Here is a 20,988-nt window from a genome sequence, read left to right as displayed (position 1 = left end):
CTTCAAAGTTCACTTGTAGGCTACCCAAAAAATATAGGTTGGCCAGTGGTCTAAAAGATAAAACCGCCTTAAAAAGCGGTTATGTGAGTCGTTATTTTAATGATTATGGGGTTGTGCAACGGTTACTGTTGTTGTAAGTAGTTATTTCTTTTCTATTTCAGGCAACTCAAAATCCAAGGTTCCTTCAAAATAGGAACTTCTCCAGAGTCCCAAATTGACCTCATTTGGTCCATTCCAGCCATCTTTAGTCAGTTCATATATTTTAAATCCAATTTTATCCCACATTTTTAAAAATACCTCTCGTATGTTTTCAGTCACAATTTCTTCTGTATTTTTTATTTCCCACCTTTTAGGAATAGGATATCTACTCCAATTCGGTATAGCTTTGCTGAGAATCTTTAAGAAATCAAGTTCTTTTTTATCGAATTTTAACGTAGTTACTTTTGAAGCTAAATTTTCTAGGTTATGCCCGGAAGAAATTTCAGAACTTATTTTCCCATCTTTTAGATAATCCGGGTTTTCAGATATTAAAAGTCCTTTTAATAAATTTTCAATCGAAAATCCGATATTCAAAAAATATGGTCTTGAAAGTCCAGGCTTGTCAAGTCTTTTAGGGAAGTTGATATGAACTTTAGTCTGCTTGGATTCTTTCCATATTAGTTCAGATGAATCTCTTAATTCCTCCGAATATTCAATCCATTGTATTGGATGAGCGTTTAAAATATAGTCTTTGATTTTGTCGTCCACTTTAATTACTTACAACGTTTATGTATAAGATTAGTGGCGTGTTTAAGCACCTAATTTAGCAAATAAACACCAGATAGAAAATCCGCGAGGATTTTCGTAAGTAGGCGAGAACTAGCCATTAATTTTATACGGTGTTGTAGTGCGTTTTTTATTTCCGTATCTATTTTCAATTCAGAGTAAAGTCCGACATTATTTTAATCCAATTTCGTTTATGTCTTCGTCAATTCTTTTCCAGTCAGTTCCGATAAAATTCCGTTCGTCATAATTTTCAGATAGCACAAAATAAAAATACTCTGTCAAATAATAGACTTCAGCGTTTCGTTTCGCATATCCTAAAGCTCCAATATCTTTCATTTGGAATTCAACTTTATGATTTCCTTTATTTTCATTAATCAGCTCAATAGTTTGGGTTTTCCAAGTCGCAATATTGAATAGAATTTTTAAAGGATTTAAGTAAATCAGTCCAATGATTGTCAAAATTGGGATTGCTTTTCTTAAAATCGGTTCACTTAAATTTCGATTAGCTTTAAATTCCATTATGAGCAAAGGAATTGGTAAAATCAAAATTCCGTAATAAATAATTGCTTTTAAAAATCCAATTTTGGTTTGAAACAAGTCGAAAATGTCCAACAAAAAAAAGCACAAAACTATGTAAAATGTTATTCGGATTATTTTCAGCATATCGTTTTTCTCAAATGCACTACAACGTACGGATATGTGTACAATTACACATATATCCATTTTACAAATACTAATCTAGGGGATTTTTAATAGACTTAAAAGTGTTTGTTGTAACATGTGTGTATATTTCGGTCGTTTTACTGGAGCTATGTCCTAACAGTACTTGAATTTGTCTAAGATTAACACCCGATTCTAGAAGATGGGTAGCAAAACTATGGCGCAGTGTGTGCGGTGTTACGCTTTGTCTTATTCCGGCTTTTTTAGCGGCTTCCTTAACGATTTTGACAATACTTTCCGCACTATATTTCCCTCCCTTGCGGCCTTCGAATAAATATTCTTTAGGCTTCCATTCCCTAAAATATATTCTGAGATCTTCCAGGGCCGTTAGCGATAAAAGTGTAAGGCGGTCTTTATAGCCCTTGGCATTCGCAACCCGTATCAACATTCGCTTGCTGTCAACATCGGAAATCTTGAGGTTCAATAGTTCACTACGGCGTAAACCTGAACTGTACAATAGCTCTATTACGCATTTGTGTTTTATGTTTGTCGTTTGTGCTATTATAGAAAGCACCTCCTCCCTTGAAATAACCGTAGGTAGCTTGAACTCCTTTCTGGGCCGCTCTATTGCATAAAACCGGTTAGGCATATCCAATACAACTTCATAATAGAATTTAATGGAGTTGATCACTTGGTTTAAATAAGAATTAGATACCCCCTTTTGGATCAAGAATTGAAGAAAGGCCCTGATGTCATGCTCATCAAGGGTATTTATGTCCCTATCCCTATAATGATTAATGAACATTTCAAAGTAGGTGACATAGGTTTTAACGGTTGAATACGAATATCGCTTTAGTTCTAGTTTCAGTAAATATTCTTCGGGACAAAGCCTATATTCAGGCGCGGTTACTCTATTTCTGAACCATTGAACGTCAACGTTTTTATTGCCGGAGTGAACAGGTTTGTTGGCGAAAAAATGGTTGTAATTGATCCATACCACCCCTCGAAATGTATTGAATAGGATACCTAGGTTAGTTTTTGTATTGCGTATATAGACCATCTTGTGCTGATCACTCCATTTTGGATTTGGCAGCCCCTTGATCAAATTTTGAATAAGTTTGTCCGGTGAAAACTTTATACCGATCATCTTTTGATTTTTGATCATTAAATGATAGAGAGTAATGGATTTCATGGAATTCATAGAACAAGTTTAGGAATCTTTTGGTACTTTAAGAGCATATTATATGTATAATATACTTTTATATGGATGCTAAAAAAACATGTCCGGTATGCGGTGTTTCTGTTATTGGAAGAGCCGATAAAAAATTCTGTTCTGCAAAATGTAGGTCTATTGATCAATACGAAAAAAGGCAAGTAGAGGAGGCGTTTTATCTAAAAGTCGACAGGCAATTGAAGGTCAATAGGAAAATATTGAAAAGGTTTAACAAATCTGGATATACTACGGTAAGAAAATCTGAACTGACCTCTAGAGGATTCGATTCCAAATTCTTTACTCACTATTGGAAGAATCAAAAGGGCGATTTATACCTATTTGTATACGAATACGGTTTTTTATATCTTAAAAATAACGGAAAGGACAAATACCTTCTCGTCAAATGGCAAGGTTACATGGAGAAATCTTGAAACGTCACCAATAAAATTCCCTTGTCTCTTTGTCCGTTATCAAGGTTTCCTTACACTCTTTGGTTTTTATAGATAGCTAGGTTTTATAGGTGTTTCCTTATAATCAATCTTTCTCTATTTTTTACCGATAGCTTTTCTTTGTTCAAATTAGTAGTGGTAGTGGAGTGTCTTTTTTAAGATAGCAGAAAAGTTCGGTCATAGTCAGTTCCGTTTCTATTTTAATACCGAATTTATTTTGCAGTTCCAGTTTGTGATTTTGGTATGGTTCACCTTGAAGTCCAACTTAGGTTTTTACTTTTTTTTCAATTTGGCAGTATTCGTCCGCGTGGTCCGTCATTCATCTGAAAACGAATACTCAAAGGCGCACATGCAAAATATATTTTTCTAGGACTACGCTAAATTTTGGAGCTTAAATCTGTTTAACTATTAAGGTACAGAGATAATTTAACCTCTAATGAAGTGGGTTTTTCCAATAATTGAAGATAGTGGGTATCTGCACAAGTATCCTCAGGCTGCATATAGGTGCTGTAGAAAGTAATTTAGTCGAAGAAACTTTTCGTAACAAGAGGGGTATTAGCTTCAATTTTGTCCTTTGGAACGAGGAAAAGCAGAGGGTGTTTACCTGTACTTAAACCTTTAAGTGTTTTTTCAAGACCTATCGGCAGGTTGCTTTGGAAGGTCTGAGTAATCCTTTGTCCACTCGATGTGTGCTGTGAGTGAAACTTTAGTTTCACGTAACTATTTATAAGATGGTGGAACCGACCCACCAGAATCTGCTTATAGGAGCTGGTTCTAAACCACTTTTCTGATGCATCCAAAGTAATTTGTTTGTTTGAAGCGAGGGAAGAAAAGGCAGACTAGATCTGTCAGGTATTGATAAAAGAGATAAGCGAAAGCGAACCTTCCGATGAAACGTCGAGAAGACAATACATGTTGTCAAAACCGAGAAATGTCGAGGTCTCAGGGATAAGAATAGCGGAAACCTATTTACTGGCTATTCGACAACCGTCGTATAGGTGGCATGACTTTTATCTAGGCTTATAAATGGAACGCAGGAAGCCTCGCATGAATGCTAAAAGGAACAACCAAGCAGAACAACTGCAAGATTATTACCAATGTAATGTGAGGTGGTGGACTGTTTCGTAGTAGTGTCGAAGGTTTTGTAATGAAACTGGAGCGAAGGGGGCAGCTAATTTTACGTATAATTTACCAACTCCAAAGGAGGATAAGCTTTTTTTTGTAGGTGAAATTAGAAGAGCCGTATGATGGGAGACTATCACGTACGGTTCTGTGAGAGGGGAAGGGTGAAACTCCCTTTTCCTACTCGACACCCAACGGGGATCTTACTGAGTGCAAGGATTGGCGAATTTCCGTTAAGAATTATGCAATTTTAGGTTTAAGTCACTTTCAAACGGGTAATATTCTCTATTAAATCAAATTCTATTTTTTGAATAATTATTAGATAGATATTATAAACTTGAAGGGAAATCGAAACCAATACGATCCAACAAAAAAAAGGACATGGACCAAATAGGCTTAATCATACTACTTTCTTTTGTCCCCTGTCAATTTATTAAAAGCAATCAAATTGAATAGCTCACGCATCCGACTACGGACGCGGTTGCCGTACCGTTCCTCCAGCTCTTCGGCATTCAAATTGGTAGTGGCATGCGTTTTTATTTTATGCTTTGTATTCAAATACAATTCATAGCGGGATAGTAGAACTTCACCCATTACGTTCAAGTCTTTCCCATAGAATCTACCGGCTGGCTCCACGCCCAAATCATCAAAACAAAAGAATTTAGTGTTGCCATATTCTTCAATAGTTTTAAAGCCAAGATGATTGAAGCTAAAAGTTACGTTTCGGCACGGTATCACCTCGTATGGCCTATGCATTGGTACTATATGGCGCAATAATTTCATCAAGCTGGTTTTACCGCATCCTACCGGCCCCGATAGTAAGATTCCCTTGTCAATATCGATATTATATTTTTTGCAAGCTTCCTTATCCCTTATAAAGTAGGAGCAGAGTTTCAGTAGAATTTCCCTGTCCACTTCATAAATCCTAAATTTTTTTCCGAACAGGAGTTTTCCCTTGGCATTTAGATAGATCAGAATTTTTGGAAAATCGTATAGAACGCTCTTCCCGTCAAACTTGCCCAGGGAATATTCTACACTGCCTTCGACAATTTTAGAGGGGTTGTCCATAATCTTTATTTTTGGTGGTACGCAAGTTGTCCGTGATTTGAGACACTCGTTTCCTGTCCGGTTTTTTTTCTAGGTCAAAAGCTTCACTTCTGGCCATCCAAGTGATGGCGACTGCTCGCCAGTCTCGAATTTCCTTGTTGTCACTTGTTTTCCAATTTCGCGCTGCATAATGTTCAAAGAATTTTTTTGCTTCACCGGCATCAAAATCTTTTTCAAGAAAAAAATCAATAACGGCCCGCCTGTCCTTTGGCGTTTTATTCTCTTTTTCTTGTTTAGTAGGGTTTATATTAGGTACCAGTGCTTGTCCACTCATGGGACGGTGCGGGTACGCAACCTGTCCTTTTTTGGGACAGTACTGTTCCGCAAGTAGTTCCAATTTGGGACTGTAGCGTCCCGTTACGGGTTCATCACCTGTCTCCATAATGGCCATCTTGACTTTGCTGCCCTTGTAAGGGTTGTTAGATGGAAAATAAAAGAGGTATTGCCAGGCGTTCAGATCAACCATACATCTGTGATAGGTAGACTTAGAACCAATTTTCGCCACCCGCATCATTTCTCTACGGTTTATAAAGAATTCTCCTGCAAAACGGCTACTGTTCCATTCTTGGAAAAGTGCCATATAGAGGCTGATATGGGTGGGGTTGAGACGGTCATCAAAATAGAACTTTTCAAAAGCCGTATTCAGTAGCTTTATATAGTTCATAGATTAGGAATTTAGGCCACGATCTACCCGGTTATTTTCCAATACTTTTTGGATTTCGTCGGTATTGTAGTAGATGATACCACCAACTTTGGTATAAGGTAGGGTTCCATTGATGCGGAGGTTTTGTAGGGTCCCTGGACTTATCTGCAGTAATTCCATGACCTCTGATGATCTTAAGTATTTTTTGATTTTTCCATCGGCATGTTTCGTAAGAAGGTTTTTAATGTCGTCGAGCAATTCCATTTTGAAATCGCGGAGGTCATCCGTAGTAATAATATTTGCTGCCATTTGATATAAGTTTTAAAACAAAGCCGCCAAGGTTATAGTTTTTTGATGGCGGCTTTGCATGATTTGACTTTCGTTTTACAAAGTTTACCGCTGGCAATTGATTTTATTCAATAGTCGTTCCCAACTTGGGGGATTTTTTTCGTTCATTCTTTTTGGTTAAGATTACACACTTTTGGTATGGGGCTCCTAATAGGAGCATACGATAGTAAGAGAAAATTTCTGTAAATGATAAAATCCCAAGTTGGGAGTGTATTGGGGTTATTCGTCCGACTCTTCAAATCGGTTTTCCAAAACTTCGATCAGGCGATCCAAGAACTTGGTCTTACTTTGTTTTCTTGCCCTTATCTCAATGAAAGTATGATAGTAATTACCGAGGTCCACATTAAATAGCTGTTCAAATGCGAGGGCTAGTTCTTTAATGTCGGCCGTTCCGCTATTTACAGTTCCGCTGCTCTGTAAGGCGTATATCAATTCTATTAATTCTGTTTTACTCCCCGTCCAGAAGAGTTTTGAAGCTGATTGTCTCATCGGATTTGCTTTAATATGGTTCATATTCAAGTCTAACTTCTCAATTTCCTGACGTAGATACACAATGAGCATATCGTACGCCATAATGGTTGCCACGGTGCTGTCCTGGCAGGTTGAAAATTCTTCGTCGACAAAAAAATGGAAAGATTCCGAGGGAGATCGAAGATCAGATTGACCCCTTACAAAGTACTGTTCGTCAAGAGTGGTCGCCCCTCTGCGGTAGTAGTGGTAAAATTCCAGATTATCGTTGAAGAACACTTGTAACTTGTTGATTTGGCCGTTCAAATATTTTATTTGGAACTTAGAGCTGCTCCGGGGGCGTTTGCTCTCAATTTTAAAGAGTTTGACATAGTATATCAGCTTACTGAAGATTTGAGGTTTGATATGTTTGAAGAAGTGAATTTCCTGCGCAGGAGAGGTAAATCCAGTTCGCATCACTATTTTACGTAATTTTTTGATACAATTTTCGGTGTGGGTAATACCGTTTTCGGCTTTATATAGAATATCTTGATGAGCGGACTCCAATGATTCCAGCTTTCTTTCGAATTCGGAAATTATGTTTTGATAGCTCATTGTAGCACTGACCGGAGATTTACCATTGGCCAAACTTAAATTTATTCAAGAGTTATAGGTTTTAAGGGGCTAAGGCCACTTGTCATTTTTCCCTTGTCTTCTAAATCATTTTTTTGTGAGATATAATTTAATTGGAATTGGGCAGAATGGATAGTCTGTCTTATTAGTAATCCCTGAGAGTCAAAACTTCATCCTTTATTGACAAATGACCCATGGATAATACTTGTCTACCGAAGTCTGATTTCTATCGGATTGCAGAAAATTTTGTAAGTTTATTCCTATTTATTAGATTTCTATATTATGCGAAATTATTTTGAAAATGACTATACGTCGTATAGCTTTCACGATGGTATCTTGCATATTGACTACCATCAGAACGTCCAAGTCGATTTACCTGCAGCGGCTCAAATTGTCAACGATAGATTAACACTACACGAGGGTAGATTGTTACCCGTTCTATGTGACGTTAGGGGAATTAAGGAAATTAGTAAATCGGCTAGAGCTTATCTAGCTCTTGAAGGTTCCGTTTTAGTAAAAGCAGTGGCGATGCTCGTTGAGCCTCCTGTATCTGAAATGATGATGGCAATCTACATAAGAACGAACAACCCGCCCATCCCGACCCAATCATTTGTAAATCGAGGGGAGGCATTGAAATTTTTAGAACCGTTCGTTGATGAACGATAGCACTGAAGTGTTCTCGAAGGCCTAGCGATTATAAGGGATCTATAACTTAAAATGAAATAAACCATAAGTAATAATTATGGGCAAAAAACAAAGGATAGAACGAATTAAAAGAATGCTCTTGGAAATGGCTTCTGGAAATTTTTTTTATCGTTTGGAACGTTCTTTTAAGAACGATGCTCTAGAAGCCATTGCTGTATCCCTTAATATGCTGGCCGAAGAAGTATCCGAGGCTATGCTGCATCAAGGTTATGCAAATTCTAATACCACGATCATGGAAACTATCCAGATGAGCTTTATCGTGGATAGCAAAGGATACATTAAAATGGTCAATCAGCAAGCCTGTAATATTTTATCAGTTTTAAAAGAGGATATTATAGGAAATAAGTTTAGTGTTTTCTTAGAGGATAAGTCTAAGGTACGCTGGTCCGAAGTAAGGGATGCTATGCCCAAACGGGAATTTCAGGAAACCTCAATAAAGCTCTCTTTTAGGAAGAAGGGAGGTTTAGCAATTCCCAAACTCGCACATGCTACTTTATTTTTTGAAAAAAATAGAGAGCAAAACATGTTGATAACAGTCATTCATCATTCCTACGGTCGAGATGCGCTGGAGAATGATTTAAAACGAAATGTAATAGAGCATAAAGAGAAGCAAGGGACCGGAGAACACCGGTCAAAAAAGCCGAAAATCCGGTTAAGTTTCGATGACATCCGAAAACTACGTAAAGGGCACGACCTTCTTATGAACAATCTGGAAACGCATTTCCCACCTCTAAAAGATTTTGCATTACAGATTGGCACTAATGAGTTTAAGCTTAAATATGGTTTTAAGGAGCTCTATGGAACTACGGTCCATCGTTTCTTGATGGAAGAACGCTTGAGAAAATCAAAAATGATGATACGGTATACCGATAAACCGCTAAAATCTATTGCGAATCTTACAGGATTTAAGAGTTTAGCGCATTTTTCAAGAACTTTTAAAAAACGATATGGGTACACGCCTAGTGATCTTCGAAGAAAATCATTTAGTGAGGAGTAAATTAGGATGATAAGAGGCCTTTTTTCATTAAATCCCTTAGAGTCAAAAGGTTAACCCTAATGATTAAAAATTACTATGGAACTTTATCATATCAAATCAAAAGATATGGTAATCACCACAAATTGGCATCAAAAAATAGTCGAATTCATCCGTTTTCTATTTATCGTATTGTTCGTTTATGCCGCCACGAATAAAATATTGGTCTACGACCAGTTCAAGGCCCAGTTGGAAAGATCTCCCTTTATTTTTGCATATGCGGACACCATAGCCTGGGGCGTTCCTATCTTGGAATATAGTATTGTGGGCATGCTCCTGTTGCGTGGCTATTTACTAAAGGCCTTCTATGGCTGCCTATTCCTAATGACCATATTCACAAGCTACATATTCCTGGTTTTAAACTTCAGTGATTCGGTACCCTGTGGATGTGGGGGAGTTTTAGCCACATTGGGCTGGAAAGAACATTTGGTGTTCAACCTCTTTTTTGTTGGATTGGCTTTACTCGGTATATATAAGACTCGTGAACGGAAAAGAATTGATTATAAAAGAAATACTACGTAGTGTCAGGGGAAGCCGAAAACCTGTAAAATAGAGTAGGTCGTTCATTTTAAATATAATCATATGAAATCTAAAATCTTTAAAATCGTATTACCGGCTTTTGCCATGCTAATGGCCGTAGGGCTATCATTTGCATTTGAAGCCAATAGTATAGCCCAATCGGGTTATTATAACAATCCGCTCATGCCGGGAATCCAACAAGTACCCGGTGGGGTTGATTGTCCTGAAACGGGGAAGAAAGCCTGTACGTATGACGGTTACCAGGTCTATGCGGACCAAGCTTTGTCCATTCCATTGTTCGAGAGACCATAGATAGGTTTAAATGGAATTGTGAAAAGGTGTCGCTCTAAGAGGACACCTTTTCTTTGCCAATTCAAAATATAAGCACCGTAGGTTGCATGCTTATTCGTTTATATATTTTCCAAGGACTTCAAGAGTAGTAACAAATGTCCCCGTGTAGTTACGTCCATTTTTTTGCCCATACATAACGATAACTCCTTTTTAAGGGTGTTCAATTCAGATAACAACAGACCTTGAAACGGATGTCCATAGGTCATCAGGTTGTTGCCGGGTTCAATTAGGTCCTTAGGTTTTGTAATCCCCATTATCAGTTTACGTACATAGGTATTCTGTATGGTCTGTCTCATGGAATCGATTGTGATATATTCTTCCTGTAACTCTTCAAAGAGTCCGGACCGTATTTGTCCTAGAAAACGGACTTGAAGGTTTTTGTCCTGCGTTTTCAGACCGATATGTTCCAATCGTTTCATTCTTCTGGAGTCCATCAGCTCCAACAACAATCTTATTTGAAATTCCAAATGCGTATCCGGATAGGTCGAATAGCGTAAATCATACATGAATTCCGGTTGCGCCAATTCGTTATTGTTTTTAAATGCATTTTCAAGAAGAAAATCAAGGGCCTCTTCCTGTCGGCTCCATGCAATCGGGGTGTATATTCCTCCCTTTTGATTACCCGATTTATACTGGATCGTAGACCCGCCGATCATGGAGAGTACATGTTTCATTTCTCGGTACCATAATTCAACAGTTTTGTCATAGAGTCTTTTCACCAGCGCATAATCTTTTTCTGTTTTGTTAACTTTAGGAAGCAGCGTAAATACGCGTTTGATATTTTGTAGCCCTAGTGCCGTACTGCGCACGGGATCATTATTTTCGACAACTTCATTTGTTGCCCCGGGACCTATGATTTCCTGTCGGCTTTTATTATATCTATACCACGGAATGGTATCCTGTTGTTCAATTAACTGTTCAAGATATTCCTCTTCCTCTTTTGTGCTGCACCGGTAACATGGGCTGTAGGCCCATTTTATGTAATATTTATCGGTCGGGCCCACCTTATGGATAAGTAAAGAAGGTGCTAGCCCATCCTCAGGTTGAGGGAGGTAGTTGTGTCTCGCGTAGCTCATAATACTAGGAGAATGCCCCATCTTTTTTAACCATTCCGGATTCCGCATTTTGGTAAAGGGATAGGCATATTCACCGAAGTTTGCATCCATCATGCCAAAGGCATGCCCTGCTTCATGGGCAACGAGACTTTGAACAAGTTCACCCATCAGGTCATCTGGAAAAGGATATTGAAGGGCGCGTGGGTCTAGGGGAGCACATCGAACGAAATATTCGTCCGAAAGGGATTGATAGGAAGATCCAATAAGGATGTCCGATTTTAGGATTTCTCCCGAGCGCAGGTCTATCACCGTTGATGCGTTCGAACCACTGTTATCCTCGAACCCCCGTAGGCTTCTCTTGTTTCCCCATCGTACCATGGAACGGTTGACACTGTTCTCGTTCCAATCATTATCTCGTGCGGAAAATTCACTTATGGTTATGGCGTCTTTGTACCCCGCTGCCTCAAAAGCAGGTAGCCATTCTAGGATCCCCGCTCTCACATAGGGTCGCCATTTTTTTGGTATTTCAGGACTAAGGGTAAAGTTGATCGATTGAATGGGGATACTAAGGGGCCTGTCCGGATATTTTTTTTCCAACCGCCATCTTGAGATGTTGGCCTTCGCGCTTTTGGTCATGTGATTTATGGGGCTCTTTACATCTTCGCAGAAGAAACCCATACGATAGTCGAAACGTCTTGGTTTCATTGGTTCGGGTAATACGAAAAGACTATAATCCACTTGGTGTGTATGTATCTTACCTTCTTTACCAGTGGCCCTTTTCGTTTTAACGATAAGTTCATTTTCCAGTAGTTTATATTCATATAACGAAGACAGTTCCTTAAGCAAGGGGGCATTGGAACCCGCACCCCACATGCCCGTATTGGATAGAAATAGTTCGGTAGCATCGATATATAGCATTTTGGAATTACTTTTTTCGGGGATCATCTGAAATACGGCCATTATACTTTTCTCGATATCAGGGTCGTTATCAACGGGAATGGTTACCCCACTTAGGGATTTGACCCTTGGGGCTTCCAAGAAAATTTGAGTGCCACTTCTGGACCATGCTACGTGTTTGTATGCCTGCTGCTCCACACTGTTGTGTCTAATGAACAGCATATCCTTGTCCAGCAATTCCACCGGTATTTCCAAATAGAGACGGCCTTCCTGAAGATGGGCCTTGACAAATTTAGTATTGGAATGAGGGGGCGATAGCTCGGTTCGTAAACTTGGAAACGGTATCTCGAGCGGTGTATTGGCCCCGCCCCAAACCTTATGGCCAGTAAGAAAAAGGAGTACAAATAAGTATATGAGGACTTTGCTTCCAGGTGGAGCGATAGATCGAATGTTATTTAATTCTATCATTTTTTTTAAATTAACAAGCATGGCCTAGTAGCCAGGATTTTGTGGTTTTAAATTCTGATTGATTTCAAGTTCTGTGCTTGGGATGGGCAATAGAACATCCGTAGCGTTCCAATCCGCTTTAATAGCGGATAATGTTTCTGGTGCCGTTCCCGTGCGTTGGAGGTCGAACCATCGGTGTCCTTGTTCCGTAAAGAGTTCAGTGAAACGTTCCTTGAGAATGGCCTCTAAAAGTCCATCCTTAGTAATGGTTGTTGTATTTGCCAATCCAGCACGATTTCTGATAACGTTCAGGTCCTGCTTTGCCCCGTTAATTTTTCCGAGTTGTGCACGTGCCTCCGCACGGATCAGGTATTGCTCCGCTAAACGAAAGACGATGGAGTATTCAAGTGATTCCGTTTGACTTAGAAGGGCTTTGTATTTATGTGCAAAATGCAAGCTGGTCGATTCATCCGCACTCGATAAACTCCTTGTCCAATGCACCTTTCTTAAATCCCCTGGCTCAAAAGTATTGAGCAGGTCGTTACCAAGGGCATAGGTCTGCCCCGGAACGAACTGGATAACAAACTCGTTGGCCTCATAGGTGTTGTGGTCGGAAATACCGTTGGGCTTGAATTGCCATATCGTCTCTTTGGACTCCTTTAAAAAGACGTTCTGAACTTCAGGTTCTAGATTAAAGCTATCAATAAGTTTGGATGCGGTACTTTCCGCTAGGGCCCAATTTTCGGTATAGAGATAGATTCTGGCCAATAGGGCTTTAGCCGTCGATTGATCAGGTACCACCTTTTCATCCGTGGTATCATTGCTCAGTAAATCTACCGATTCGGTAAGGTCGGCAAGAATATGTTCATATACCTCCTTTAATGGCATGCGTGAAACGGTATTATTGGTTGCATAATTTGTAGTGGTGATATAAGGAATGTCCCCATATAGAGCTACCAATAAGCTGTGCATATACGCCCGAACGAACAATGCTTCCCCTTTGAACCGGGCTTGGTCTTCCAGAGATAGGTTGGTGTTGTCTTCCATACCTGCAATGATGTCATTGGTAGCAAATATCAGGTGGTACGCATTGCTCCACCAACCAGAAAGAAGCGCATTGGAAGCCGTAACATTATGGTGGTAGAGCTCTAGATAATATGGGTCAAACTTGTAGTAATCCAGTTCATCGCTGTAGATTCCCATAAGGGCGCTTAGCCCATACCTGCCCGAAACCATGCCCTCTTCCCGCATCGTATAGTATAGGTTCGCCAATGCAGATTCCACTGTGGACGCATCCTCAAATACCGTTTCGGCGACCAAGGTATTCGTGGGGGTGTCGATCTCTACGAAATCGCTACAAGATGAAGTCGTTAAAATACAGAGGGACAGTACATTTGGCAGCACAGTGCGCACAAAATTTTTGATAGTCAATACCTTCGTTAATGTCATAGGGATTATATTTTTCATATGGATAAATTTATAGTTAAAAGCCTAGCTGTAAACCCAAGGTCAATTGGCGCAACGGAGGAAGAATAAGATAGGATGACTGCTCTGGATCGGGCCCGTCATACTCCGTTATAGTGAACAGGTTTTGCCCCTGCAGGTAGATGCTTACATCTAGTGCCTTACTGGATTTCTGGGGAATTTTGTAGGTTAGGGCTATATTGCGCAATCGGATAAAGGAGGCATCGGATACCGCTGCATTACTATTGCCTTGCAGTTGGCCGGTATCGATACCTCCACCGAATCCGCCCGAGGCAATTTGGACAGGCTGGTCGTCACCTGGCTGTTGCCAGCGATTCACCAAGGTAACGGGGGCATTTTTCCGATATCCGGGGGTGGCCTGTTGACTCAGGTAATTGAAAGCCTTTTGGTTTTTAAACTGAAGGAATACATCAAGGTTTAGATTTTTATAGCTCAATGTATTCCCCAAACCACCAAAATATTTTGGGGCCAGATCTTCGGTCCATTGTCTGTCCTCCAAGCTATTGATGACCCCATCCTTGTTATAATCTTCAAATTGATAGACACCGGTCTCTGGGTCCACTCCAAGGGCATGGTATAGCCTTACTACGGTCAAGGGGTGCCCGATACGATAGCGATTGGCGAATGCGGAGGTTTCCAACCCCGGGAATTCGAGCAGTCTGTTTTTAGGCAGGGTGATATTAAAATTCGTTATCCACCGAAAATTATTCCTTTGTATAAGGGTGGCGCGGAAATCGACTTCAAAACCTGTGTTCTCGACCGTTGCGTTAAAATTGCCTGTTAAACTGTTGAAACCCGTTGTTGTGGCCAAAGGAATACCGATAAGTTGGTTGGAAGAGCGATTTTGAAACCAAACTGTGTTGAGCAGTATACGGTCTCGGAAAAAACCAAGTTCTAGTGCAAATTCCAACTTCTTGTTGACTTCCCAACCGAAATCGGGATTGAAGAGTCGGGTGGGACGTAACGTAGCTATTCCATTGTAGTCAAAGCCCGAAACACTGTAGGTGTTCAAGAACTCATAATCACCAATGTTATCACTACCTGTTGTACCATAACTCCCCCTTATTTTTCCATAATTGAAAAAGGAATTGTCCTTCAGGAAATTTTCATTGGAAAAAAGCCAAGCCAATCCTACAGCACCAAAATTCCCGAACTGTTTTCCCGGTCCGAGGCGGGAGGAACCGTCACGACGTCCTGTTAAATTAAAGATATATGTATCGTTTAAATCCAAGTTGATCCGACCAAAAAATGCTTGGTAGCTATAGTCGATATCCATGTCTTCGATGATTTCGATGTTCGCTGCAGCGGAAAAGTTCAACAATAGGTTGTTGTTAGGAAATCCGATACCCTTTTGGACGAGTGTATTCGTAGTCTGTTGTTGAAAGGTAGAACCGGTCAGGACACTTACATTTACCCTGTCCCACTGTTTGTTCCAATGCAGTTGCGGTTCTATAATCCAAGAATGGCGTTTGGAACTGTTCGATGTATTGGAAGAATAGGTCTCCGGAGTGAGGTTCAAAATTGGATTTCTTGCCGAACTGGGTAGTAACCTATAGGATGCCAGGGAATAATCAGAGTAGCCCAAATTCGTTTTTAATTCTAGATTGGGATACACCTTATAGGAAACCCCTGCATTCGCGATCAGCGTATTGTTTTTTACATTGTATTTCTCTTCTAGGGAAGCCAAAGGGTTCTCCCAGGTGTTGTTCGCCCAATTGATATGGCCTTCGTTATCATATAAAGAAGGAGCATTTGGTTCGGTGGTATAGGCCTTTACGGTCAGATCGGTACGTGGCATCCGGTTGTTCTCGGTGGTATAGAGGGTGGACATATGGAGGTTGAACTTTCTATCTTTTGACCTGTGGTTGATATGGCTATGAAGTGATCCCTTTTTGTAATTGGAATCGCCAACGAAGACTGTAGTCTCTTTTTGGTATGCACCACTTATCAGGAACTGGGTGTCCTCGCTACCCCCGGAGGCTGAAAGTTGTGCATTGGTACGGTGGGCCGTACCACCGATCAGTTCTTTTTGCCAATCGGTATAACGGTTTTGATCCCATGTCTTTAGGTCGGGCCAAGCAAAGTCGAAGGCAGGGTCTTTAAGATAATCCCCAAAGCCATCGTTTACTATACCTTCCCTTCGTATTTCAAGATATTGCTCGGTATTCATCAAATCTAAATAGTTGGAGACTTTGCCTAGCGTACTGCTTATGTTCACCTTGAACCGGGTCTCACCGATATTCCCTTTTTTGGTTGTAATGAGAACCACTCCGTTTGCGGCCCGAGCCCCGTATATGGCCGTGGCGTCGGCATCTTTCAGGACTTCGATACTCTGGATGTCGTTGGGGTTTATCGCATTTAGGGGACTGATGTTCCCGCCATTGATGCTCGCAGAAACACTAACGGAGGCTAAGGACTGCGAACCATAGGGGACACCATCTATTATGTATAGGGGCTCCGTACCACCACCGATAAAGTTTTGACCGCGGATGTCAATGGTATACCCTCCACCGGGCACTCCGGTGTTCTGTACGATGTTGACGCCCGATATATGTCCCTGCAGAGCTGCCAATGGATTGTTTACTGGTTGCTTTTCAATAGTTTTTGCTTCCATTTTAGCGATATTTCCGGTTCCTTTTTTCTCATGTACCGTATAGTATCCCGCATTAAGGACAACTTCATCAAGTTGTGTCACACTTTCTTGCAGGATAACATTGATTTTCGTTCTGCCTTTAATAGGTATACTTTCGGTCCTGTAACCAATGGATGAAAAGATCAGGTGGGTGTCAAATGCCACTTGAATTGTGTAGGCCCCATCAAGTCCCGTGATGGTTCCTTTATTAGTTTTACCTATTTGAATGGTAACACCGGAAACTGGCTGTCCGTTGGTATCGGAAACTATTCCCGAAATTGTGGATTGAATGGAGCGAGTCTCGAAAAACACTTCTTTTTCAATAGGGGGCATGGCATCAATTTTTGTGCTAAGAAGAGGGAATAAGAAAAAGTAGGCGGTGAGTATGTTGAGAAGGGCATTCTTTATAAGTGGTATTTTCTTCATAATTTAGAGAATTGGTTTATACAATCATTTTCTGTTTCGTCAGCAACATTCTAGAGGAGTTGATAGGTTGATTTTTTCGTGTTAGCCTATGTCTGATTGGGTCTAATGTTTTTAGGCTGAAGCAAAGCAATAATCGACCTGTCCAAATACCATATAGGTTTGGATGCTGGAAATTTTAATAAAAGAGTGGCTAGAATTACGTGGAATGGCCGGGTGCCATAAAATTATTTGAACAGCTTTGGGTAAAAGAGGTGACGTTAACCGGAAAAGAAAAATCGTAAGCCCAAAACTACAGCCAAGAGATTTTTAGACTGGGTTTTTGGGCTTCTTTTTAAAGAGCAGCTCAAGTATCGATGGGCCGTTAGTTCGCCAAAATCGGAGAATTGGTAGTCGCCATTGTGTAGCCTGTTTAGGATGAATGATGCTCATAACGTTTGAACTAAATGCGAGACTTTGGTGCCAATTAGGGCAAAAGCTTTGAACTCTGGTGAGGACCGAAAAACGAAAAAAGCGTGGAGCTCAACTTATTGATCTGAGGTACTGGTATACCGTGCAACAATAAGAGAGCCCACGCCCGGGTCGTGAGCAATCTGCTTATTCTCTCGTTGCACAAAAATTACCAGTTTTCAGATCGAGATTCAAAGCGAATGCTTCTAATGTTTTGCTTTTAGAAGAATCGCAAAATTAATATTTCATAGCTAATATACTAAAAATATCAATTAATTCGGATTCAAGTCCGAAAGATTTTTTTCTAAATCAACTTTATTTGTTTGGAATGAAAAGTTGTAATCGGAAAATAGTGGAATTTATCAGAGATAAGTGGGTTAATCCAACTGATAATAATAGTCTGTTTGCTAGAAACCACTATCTTGAAGAGAAAACTGTTCGGAGAATTAGAGATGATGAAAACTACAATATCAGTCTTAATACTATTGTGCGAATCTGTGAAGCTAAAAACTTAAAGTTAAGTGAGTTTTTTAAGATGGTCGGTGTCTAAAACTAAACCTTACATCAGTTTTTTGATTTCCGAGTAGCACCTTTCATACGCCAGTTTAATTTCTCCATCAGTATGGACAACTTTTCTTTTCGGGATAGTCCGTACTATGCGCTGCAATGTAAACCGTAGCTTACGATCTTTACCGTCCGCAAAGGCCACGAATTCCCCGGGTCTCAAACGAAAGAACATATCCGCCCTACGTTTGGATACCTCTTTTTCGCCTTTGGTAATGCGGCTTTCCAAGCTCAGGCCACTACTTTTACTGATACTGCGGGTCGGTTTTTTTATGATTTCAAAAAAGCGTTCGTAATATTTGGCCGTATCCGGGTCGTTTACCTTTCCGAAAAATTGATAGGACAGGTTGCTCAGAATCGCCTTGCTGGCCTTGTCACCGTACAGCAGATCGTTCTGTACCTTGTCCTGCATCACATACACCGTACAAATATCATAGCTTCTTAAGGTAGCGGGAATCCGATGCATATTGGGAAGTTTGAGCGTGGGTGCCTCTTCCATCAGTAGAAAGGAAGACTTTCTGCCACGGATACTCATCTGCTTTATAATAGTATGCATTACCATGGCAATAATGGGGGAGTAGGCCGAATCATACTTTGGGTCGTTGACCAGCGACACTACGGCCGGGTGGTCGGGGTTATTGATATCCAACGGTACTTCATCCTTGGAAAGGGCAAAGAACATTTTTTGGGAACTGATTTTTTTAAAGGCGTTGGCCAATGTACTTTTTACCCCGGCGGTTTGCTTTTCCGAATCGATACCGTTGATAAAGGCACTGGCCATACTTCGGGAGGTCAAATCCGATTTCAGGAATGCCATCAGTTTTTTGGTGGTGAGCGATTGGAACAGGACAATGATATGGGGCAGGGTACATAAATCGGGATAGGCCGTTTTCATCTTCCAAATCATGCCGCTCAACAATCCTTCCACAGCATCGGAAAAAAACTTGTTGCTTCCACTTTTTTCCGATAGGCTCTGCTCCAATAAATTTTCCATAAGTACCCGGGACACTTCGTTGACGCTTTCTTCATTGGATAAATATTTGGGGGCGATCGGATTGACCCTATAATGGATATCACCAAAGGAAATGGTATAAAATGAAATGCTTTTGTTCTTGAACAGGGGATAGGCAATTTCGGAGAGATCAAAGTTCTTGTAGTCATGAATCACGCCACAAAATCCGTGCGTACTGAAATGCTGTAAAAAATTATAGATGACACTTTCCGTTTTTCCGCTGCCCGCCGAACCGATGATGGAAGCTCCCCGCCGGATATTGTCGATTTTGAACCTACCGTTCTTTAGTTTGAAACGTACCCTGTACTTTTTATCCGTTGGTTTTTTCCGTTCGGCAAAGAACAATCCATAGAGTATCGTGTACCCGAACAGAACTGGCACGACAATATAAAGGACGATATGTTCCCATTGCCAGTTCATATCCCGATGGAACCTGATTCTATGGCCTTTCCAATGCCTTTTTTCAGTTGGTTAATGGCCTTGATGGTAAGCTGGAGCTTGCTCGTAGGGATGCTCAACAAGGTGGTGTTTACCCCGGACTTTTGAAGCAGTTTAAAGGCCACGGCCTTTTCGTTGGTGGGCAATTTGGTTATCATGGAGAAATAGAGTTTGGGGTCTTTTAAAAAGGTTTTTCTAGCCGTATAGGTCTCTACATAGTTACGCCGATATTTGAACAGGGTATCAAAGGTATTTTCCGAATTTTTGATAAACGTATCCCGGTCAAACCCCCGTTTTACGGTCTTGCCATGCATTTGCACTTCTGAGGTCTTGTGTTTGCTCCCTGGGGAAAGGCTGTAACGGTTACTGGCATCCTTACGGCTAATGATGATATGCACATGGCTCTGAGGTCCCGGTTTTGCCGTGCCCCGAACGATACGTTTGCCGTTCAATCGATGCGGGGCCGCTGCTTCGAGTTGGTTGATTTCCTTATTTAGTTCACGGATATTGCCCGATTGTTTTCCAGCCTCAATGCCACGTATTTGTTGCTTTAACTCCAATATCCGTGTGGCATAGGGCTGGTTCTCACGGATTTCCTTGTCGGTTCCCTTAAAGGTGCGTTGACGTTCTACCTTTGCATAGTATTTAAGGTCTTCGACGGTTACCGGTCTATTGTTTATTTCCCTATTGAAGGCCTTGGCGTAGGCTTTCATGACTTCCCTTGTATACCGCTTTAGGTCATCGGGGGAATCCTGAATAGCCTTGAGTTCGCGCCTACTCGGATTCAGGGTAATGGAATAGTACTTGGGCTCGGTCTTTTTTAGTTTGGTCGTATTGCCGTCTATTTCGGCGACCACTTCGGCCGCTGTGATTTTATTCTCGTATTGGTCGAAGAAGTATTCAAGATCAGCCCTGTCCTTTCCCTGGTTTTCTTTTTCGAGGTAGTCGACGAAAGCCGAGGCGCTTTGTGCATAATTACCATCCACTTTTTGGGCACTAATGGTGATGTACATATTACAGTTCCCTTTTAAATTTTTCAAATTCGTTTTTGTCCATATCCAATTTGTAGTGTCCTTTGATGAAGGTTCCTTTGACGTAGGTCAATTTTTCTAGAAAATCCTGTATGCGGTTTCTATAGGTTCCAAGTTGTTCTTGCATTTCTTCATAGCGGTTGCGGTACTGTTGCAGTTCGGTGTCCCGGGATAAGGGTTCGAGGGATCCAAAATCAAAATCCTCTTCTTTGTCCTCGATACTTTCCATGTTGGAAATTTCTTGGAAAAGGGTATCCAGCATGGCCTTGGTGGGCAGGGTCTGGTGTTTCTCGATATTTTTCAGGATAGCAATGACGGCATTGATACGTTTGTTGGTCCTGTTGTTTTTGATGCCCAGGTCATCGTTGGGCGAGAGGTCGTTCCATTCAAAAAAATTCATGACCGTCTCCAAGGTACGGGTATGTGAAGCCGACACCATGCGGGAAAAGTTTCGAAAGCGCACAGCTACCCCTTTTTTGATATTGATAGCTGAAAAATGATATTTTTTATAGGAATCTTCCATTATTGCTGTAAACTATTGCCTGTTTAGGGCGGTCAG

18 protein-coding genes are annotated in these 20,988 nt (G+C 40.7%); 5 read left to right on the top strand and 13 right to left on the bottom strand.

Features of this window, described 5'->3' with window-relative positions; all coding sequences use genetic code 11:
• Positions 1 to 141 precede the first annotated feature (141 nt).
• The 3 genes from B4Q04_RS20360 to xerA all read right to left on the bottom strand — a co-directional run bounded on the left by B4Q04_RS20360 (position 142) and on the right by xerA (position 2,626).
• Positions 142 to 747 (bottom strand): hypothetical protein, encoded by a 606-nt coding sequence (locus B4Q04_RS20360; protein WP_088697911.1) that lies wholly within the window; start codon positions 745 to 747, stop codon positions 142 to 144.
• Positions 748 to 936: 189 nt separating this feature from the next.
• Positions 937 to 1,362 (bottom strand): hypothetical protein, encoded by a 426-nt coding sequence (locus B4Q04_RS20355; protein WP_123772409.1) that lies wholly within the window; start codon positions 1,360 to 1,362, stop codon positions 937 to 939.
• Positions 1,363 to 1,498: 136 nt separating this feature from the next.
• Entirely contained in the window at positions 1,499 to 2,626 is a 1,128-nt protein-coding gene (xerA, locus tag B4Q04_RS20350; RefSeq protein WP_236631065.1) for a site-specific tyrosine recombinase/integron integrase, read from the bottom strand.
• Positions 2,627 to 2,688: 62 nt separating this feature from the next.
• Between xerA and B4Q04_RS20345 the strand changes: the two genes are divergently transcribed.
• Positions 2,689 to 3,069, top strand: a complete 381-nt coding sequence (locus B4Q04_RS20345) for a DUF2116 family Zn-ribbon domain-containing protein (protein WP_088697908.1) — start codon at positions 2,689 to 2,691, stop codon at positions 3,067 to 3,069.
• Positions 3,070 to 4,614: 1,545 nt separating this feature from the next.
• Here B4Q04_RS20345 and B4Q04_RS20335 read toward each other — a convergent pair.
• The 4 genes from B4Q04_RS20335 to B4Q04_RS20320 all read right to left on the bottom strand — a co-directional run bounded on the left by B4Q04_RS20335 (position 4,615) and on the right by B4Q04_RS20320 (position 7,402).
• On the bottom strand, positions 4,615 to 5,277 hold the full coding sequence (locus B4Q04_RS20335) for an ATPase (RefSeq protein ID WP_088697906.1): 663 nt from the start codon (positions 5,275 to 5,277) through the stop codon (positions 4,615 to 4,617).
• Positions 5,261 to 5,980 (bottom strand): hypothetical protein, encoded by a 720-nt coding sequence (locus B4Q04_RS20330; protein WP_088697905.1) that lies wholly within the window; start codon positions 5,978 to 5,980, stop codon positions 5,261 to 5,263. The genes B4Q04_RS20335 and B4Q04_RS20330 overlap by 17 nt, the downstream gene beginning before the upstream one ends.
• A gap of 3 nt (positions 5,981 to 5,983) precedes the next feature.
• Positions 5,984 to 6,268, bottom strand: a complete 285-nt coding sequence (locus B4Q04_RS20325; protein ID WP_088697904.1) for a helix-turn-helix domain-containing protein — start codon at positions 6,266 to 6,268, stop codon at positions 5,984 to 5,986.
• Positions 6,269 to 6,526: 258 nt separating this feature from the next.
• A complete protein-coding gene (locus tag B4Q04_RS20320; RefSeq protein ID WP_236631064.1) occupies positions 6,527 to 7,402 on the bottom strand; it encodes an RteC domain-containing protein in 876 nt (291 codons plus the stop codon).
• Between the two features lie 267 nt (positions 7,403 to 7,669).
• Between B4Q04_RS20320 and B4Q04_RS20315 the strand changes: the two genes are divergently transcribed.
• The 4 genes from B4Q04_RS20315 to B4Q04_RS20300 all read left to right on the top strand — a co-directional run bounded on the left by B4Q04_RS20315 (position 7,670) and on the right by B4Q04_RS20300 (position 9,956).
• Positions 7,670 to 8,053, top strand: coding sequence for a hypothetical protein (locus B4Q04_RS20315; RefSeq protein ID WP_088697902.1), 384 nt, complete (start codon positions 7,670 to 7,672; stop codon positions 8,051 to 8,053).
• A gap of 76 nt (positions 8,054 to 8,129) precedes the next feature.
• Positions 8,130 to 9,089 (top strand): helix-turn-helix domain-containing protein, encoded by a 960-nt coding sequence (locus B4Q04_RS20310; protein ID WP_088697901.1) that lies wholly within the window; start codon positions 8,130 to 8,132, stop codon positions 9,087 to 9,089.
• Between the two features lie 75 nt (positions 9,090 to 9,164).
• Positions 9,165 to 9,647, top strand: coding sequence for a MauE/DoxX family redox-associated membrane protein (locus B4Q04_RS20305; RefSeq protein WP_236631063.1), 483 nt, complete (start codon positions 9,165 to 9,167; stop codon positions 9,645 to 9,647).
• A gap of 60 nt (positions 9,648 to 9,707) precedes the next feature.
• Positions 9,708 to 9,956 carry a DUF6520 family protein gene (locus tag B4Q04_RS20300; RefSeq protein WP_088697900.1) on the top strand — a complete coding sequence of 83 codons (249 nt, stop codon included), beginning with the start codon at positions 9,708 to 9,710 and terminating at the stop codon, positions 9,954 to 9,956.
• A 98-nt stretch (positions 9,957 to 10,054) separates the two neighbouring features.
• Here B4Q04_RS20300 and B4Q04_RS20295 read toward each other — a convergent pair whose 3' ends face one another.
• From B4Q04_RS20295 to B4Q04_RS20265, 6 genes are all read right to left on the bottom strand, one after another.
• Positions 10,055 to 12,415, bottom strand: coding sequence for a zinc-dependent metalloprotease (locus tag B4Q04_RS20295; RefSeq protein ID WP_161496095.1), 2,361 nt, complete (start codon positions 12,413 to 12,415; stop codon positions 10,055 to 10,057).
• 24 nt (positions 12,416 to 12,439) lie between these two features.
• Positions 12,440 to 13,843: a RagB/SusD family nutrient uptake outer membrane protein gene (locus tag B4Q04_RS20290; RefSeq protein WP_161496094.1), complete on the bottom strand. Its 1,404-nt coding sequence runs from the start codon at positions 13,841 to 13,843 to the stop codon at positions 12,440 to 12,442.
• Positions 13,844 to 13,877: 34 nt separating this feature from the next.
• Entirely contained in the window at positions 13,878 to 16,937 is a 3,060-nt protein-coding gene (locus B4Q04_RS20285; RefSeq protein WP_088697897.1) for a SusC/RagA family TonB-linked outer membrane protein, read from the bottom strand.
• A 1,006-nt stretch (positions 16,938 to 17,943) separates the two neighbouring features.
• Complete coding sequence (locus tag B4Q04_RS20275) at positions 17,944 to 19,380, bottom strand: type IV secretory system conjugative DNA transfer family protein (RefSeq protein ID WP_088697895.1); 1,437 nt, start codon at positions 19,378 to 19,380, stop codon at positions 17,944 to 17,946.
• Entirely contained in the window at positions 19,377 to 20,411 is a 1,035-nt protein-coding gene (gene mobB / locus B4Q04_RS20270) for a MobB family relaxase (protein ID WP_088697894.1), read from the bottom strand. The genes B4Q04_RS20275 and mobB overlap by 4 nt, the downstream gene beginning before the upstream one ends.
• Position 20,412: 1 nt before the next feature.
• On the bottom strand, positions 20,413 to 20,952 hold the full coding sequence (locus B4Q04_RS20265; protein WP_088697893.1) for a BfmA/BtgA family mobilization protein: 540 nt from the start codon (positions 20,950 to 20,952) through the stop codon (positions 20,413 to 20,415).
• Positions 20,953 to 20,988 lie beyond the last annotated feature (36 nt).

The sequence above is a fragment of the Zobellia sp. OII3 genome (assembly GCF_002211465.1).
Classification (GTDB): domain Bacteria; phylum Bacteroidota; class Bacteroidia; order Flavobacteriales; family Flavobacteriaceae; genus Zobellia; species Zobellia galactanivorans.
This window is presented reverse-complemented; position numbering and strand designations above follow the sequence as displayed.

Excerpts from the sequence above, each read along its gene's own strand:
- B4Q04_RS20275 (WP_088697895.1), bottom strand. The coding sequence starts at position 19,380 with ATGAACTGGCAATGGGAACATATCGTCCTTTATATTGTCGTGCCAGTT.
- B4Q04_RS20330 (WP_088697905.1), bottom strand. The coding sequence starts at position 5,980 with ATGAACTATATAAAGCTACTGAATACGGCTTTTGAAAAGTTCTATTTT.
- B4Q04_RS20310 (WP_088697901.1), top strand. The coding sequence starts at position 8,130 with ATGGGCAAAAAACAAAGGATAGAACGAATTAAAAGAATGCTCTTGGAA.
- B4Q04_RS20295 (WP_161496095.1), bottom strand. The coding sequence starts at position 12,415 with ATGATAGAATTAAATAACATTCGATCTATCGCTCCACCTGGAAGCAAA.
- B4Q04_RS20265 (WP_088697893.1), bottom strand. The coding sequence starts at position 20,952 with ATGGAAGATTCCTATAAAAAATATCATTTTTCAGCTATCAATATCAAA.
- xerA (WP_236631065.1), bottom strand. The coding sequence starts at position 2,626 with ATGAATTCCATGAAATCCATTACTCTCTATCATTTAATGATCAAAAAT.
- B4Q04_RS20305 (WP_236631063.1), top strand. The coding sequence starts at position 9,165 with ATGGAACTTTATCATATCAAATCAAAAGATATGGTAATCACCACAAAT.
- B4Q04_RS20345 (WP_088697908.1), top strand. The coding sequence starts at position 2,689 with ATGGATGCTAAAAAAACATGTCCGGTATGCGGTGTTTCTGTTATTGGA.
- B4Q04_RS20315 (WP_088697902.1), top strand. The coding sequence starts at position 7,670 with ATGCGAAATTATTTTGAAAATGACTATACGTCGTATAGCTTTCACGAT.
- B4Q04_RS20285 (WP_088697897.1), bottom strand. The coding sequence starts at position 16,937 with ATGAAGAAAATACCACTTATAAAGAATGCCCTTCTCAACATACTCACC.
- mobB (WP_088697894.1), bottom strand. The coding sequence starts at position 20,411 with ATGTACATCACCATTAGTGCCCAAAAAGTGGATGGTAATTATGCACAA.
- B4Q04_RS20290 (WP_161496094.1), bottom strand. The coding sequence starts at position 13,843 with ATGACATTAACGAAGGTATTGACTATCAAAAATTTTGTGCGCACTGTG.
- B4Q04_RS20335 (WP_088697906.1), bottom strand. The coding sequence starts at position 5,277 with ATGGACAACCCCTCTAAAATTGTCGAAGGCAGTGTAGAATATTCCCTG.
- B4Q04_RS20325 (WP_088697904.1), bottom strand. The coding sequence starts at position 6,268 with ATGGCAGCAAATATTATTACTACGGATGACCTCCGCGATTTCAAAATG.
- B4Q04_RS20300 (WP_088697900.1), top strand. The coding sequence starts at position 9,708 with ATGAAATCTAAAATCTTTAAAATCGTATTACCGGCTTTTGCCATGCTA.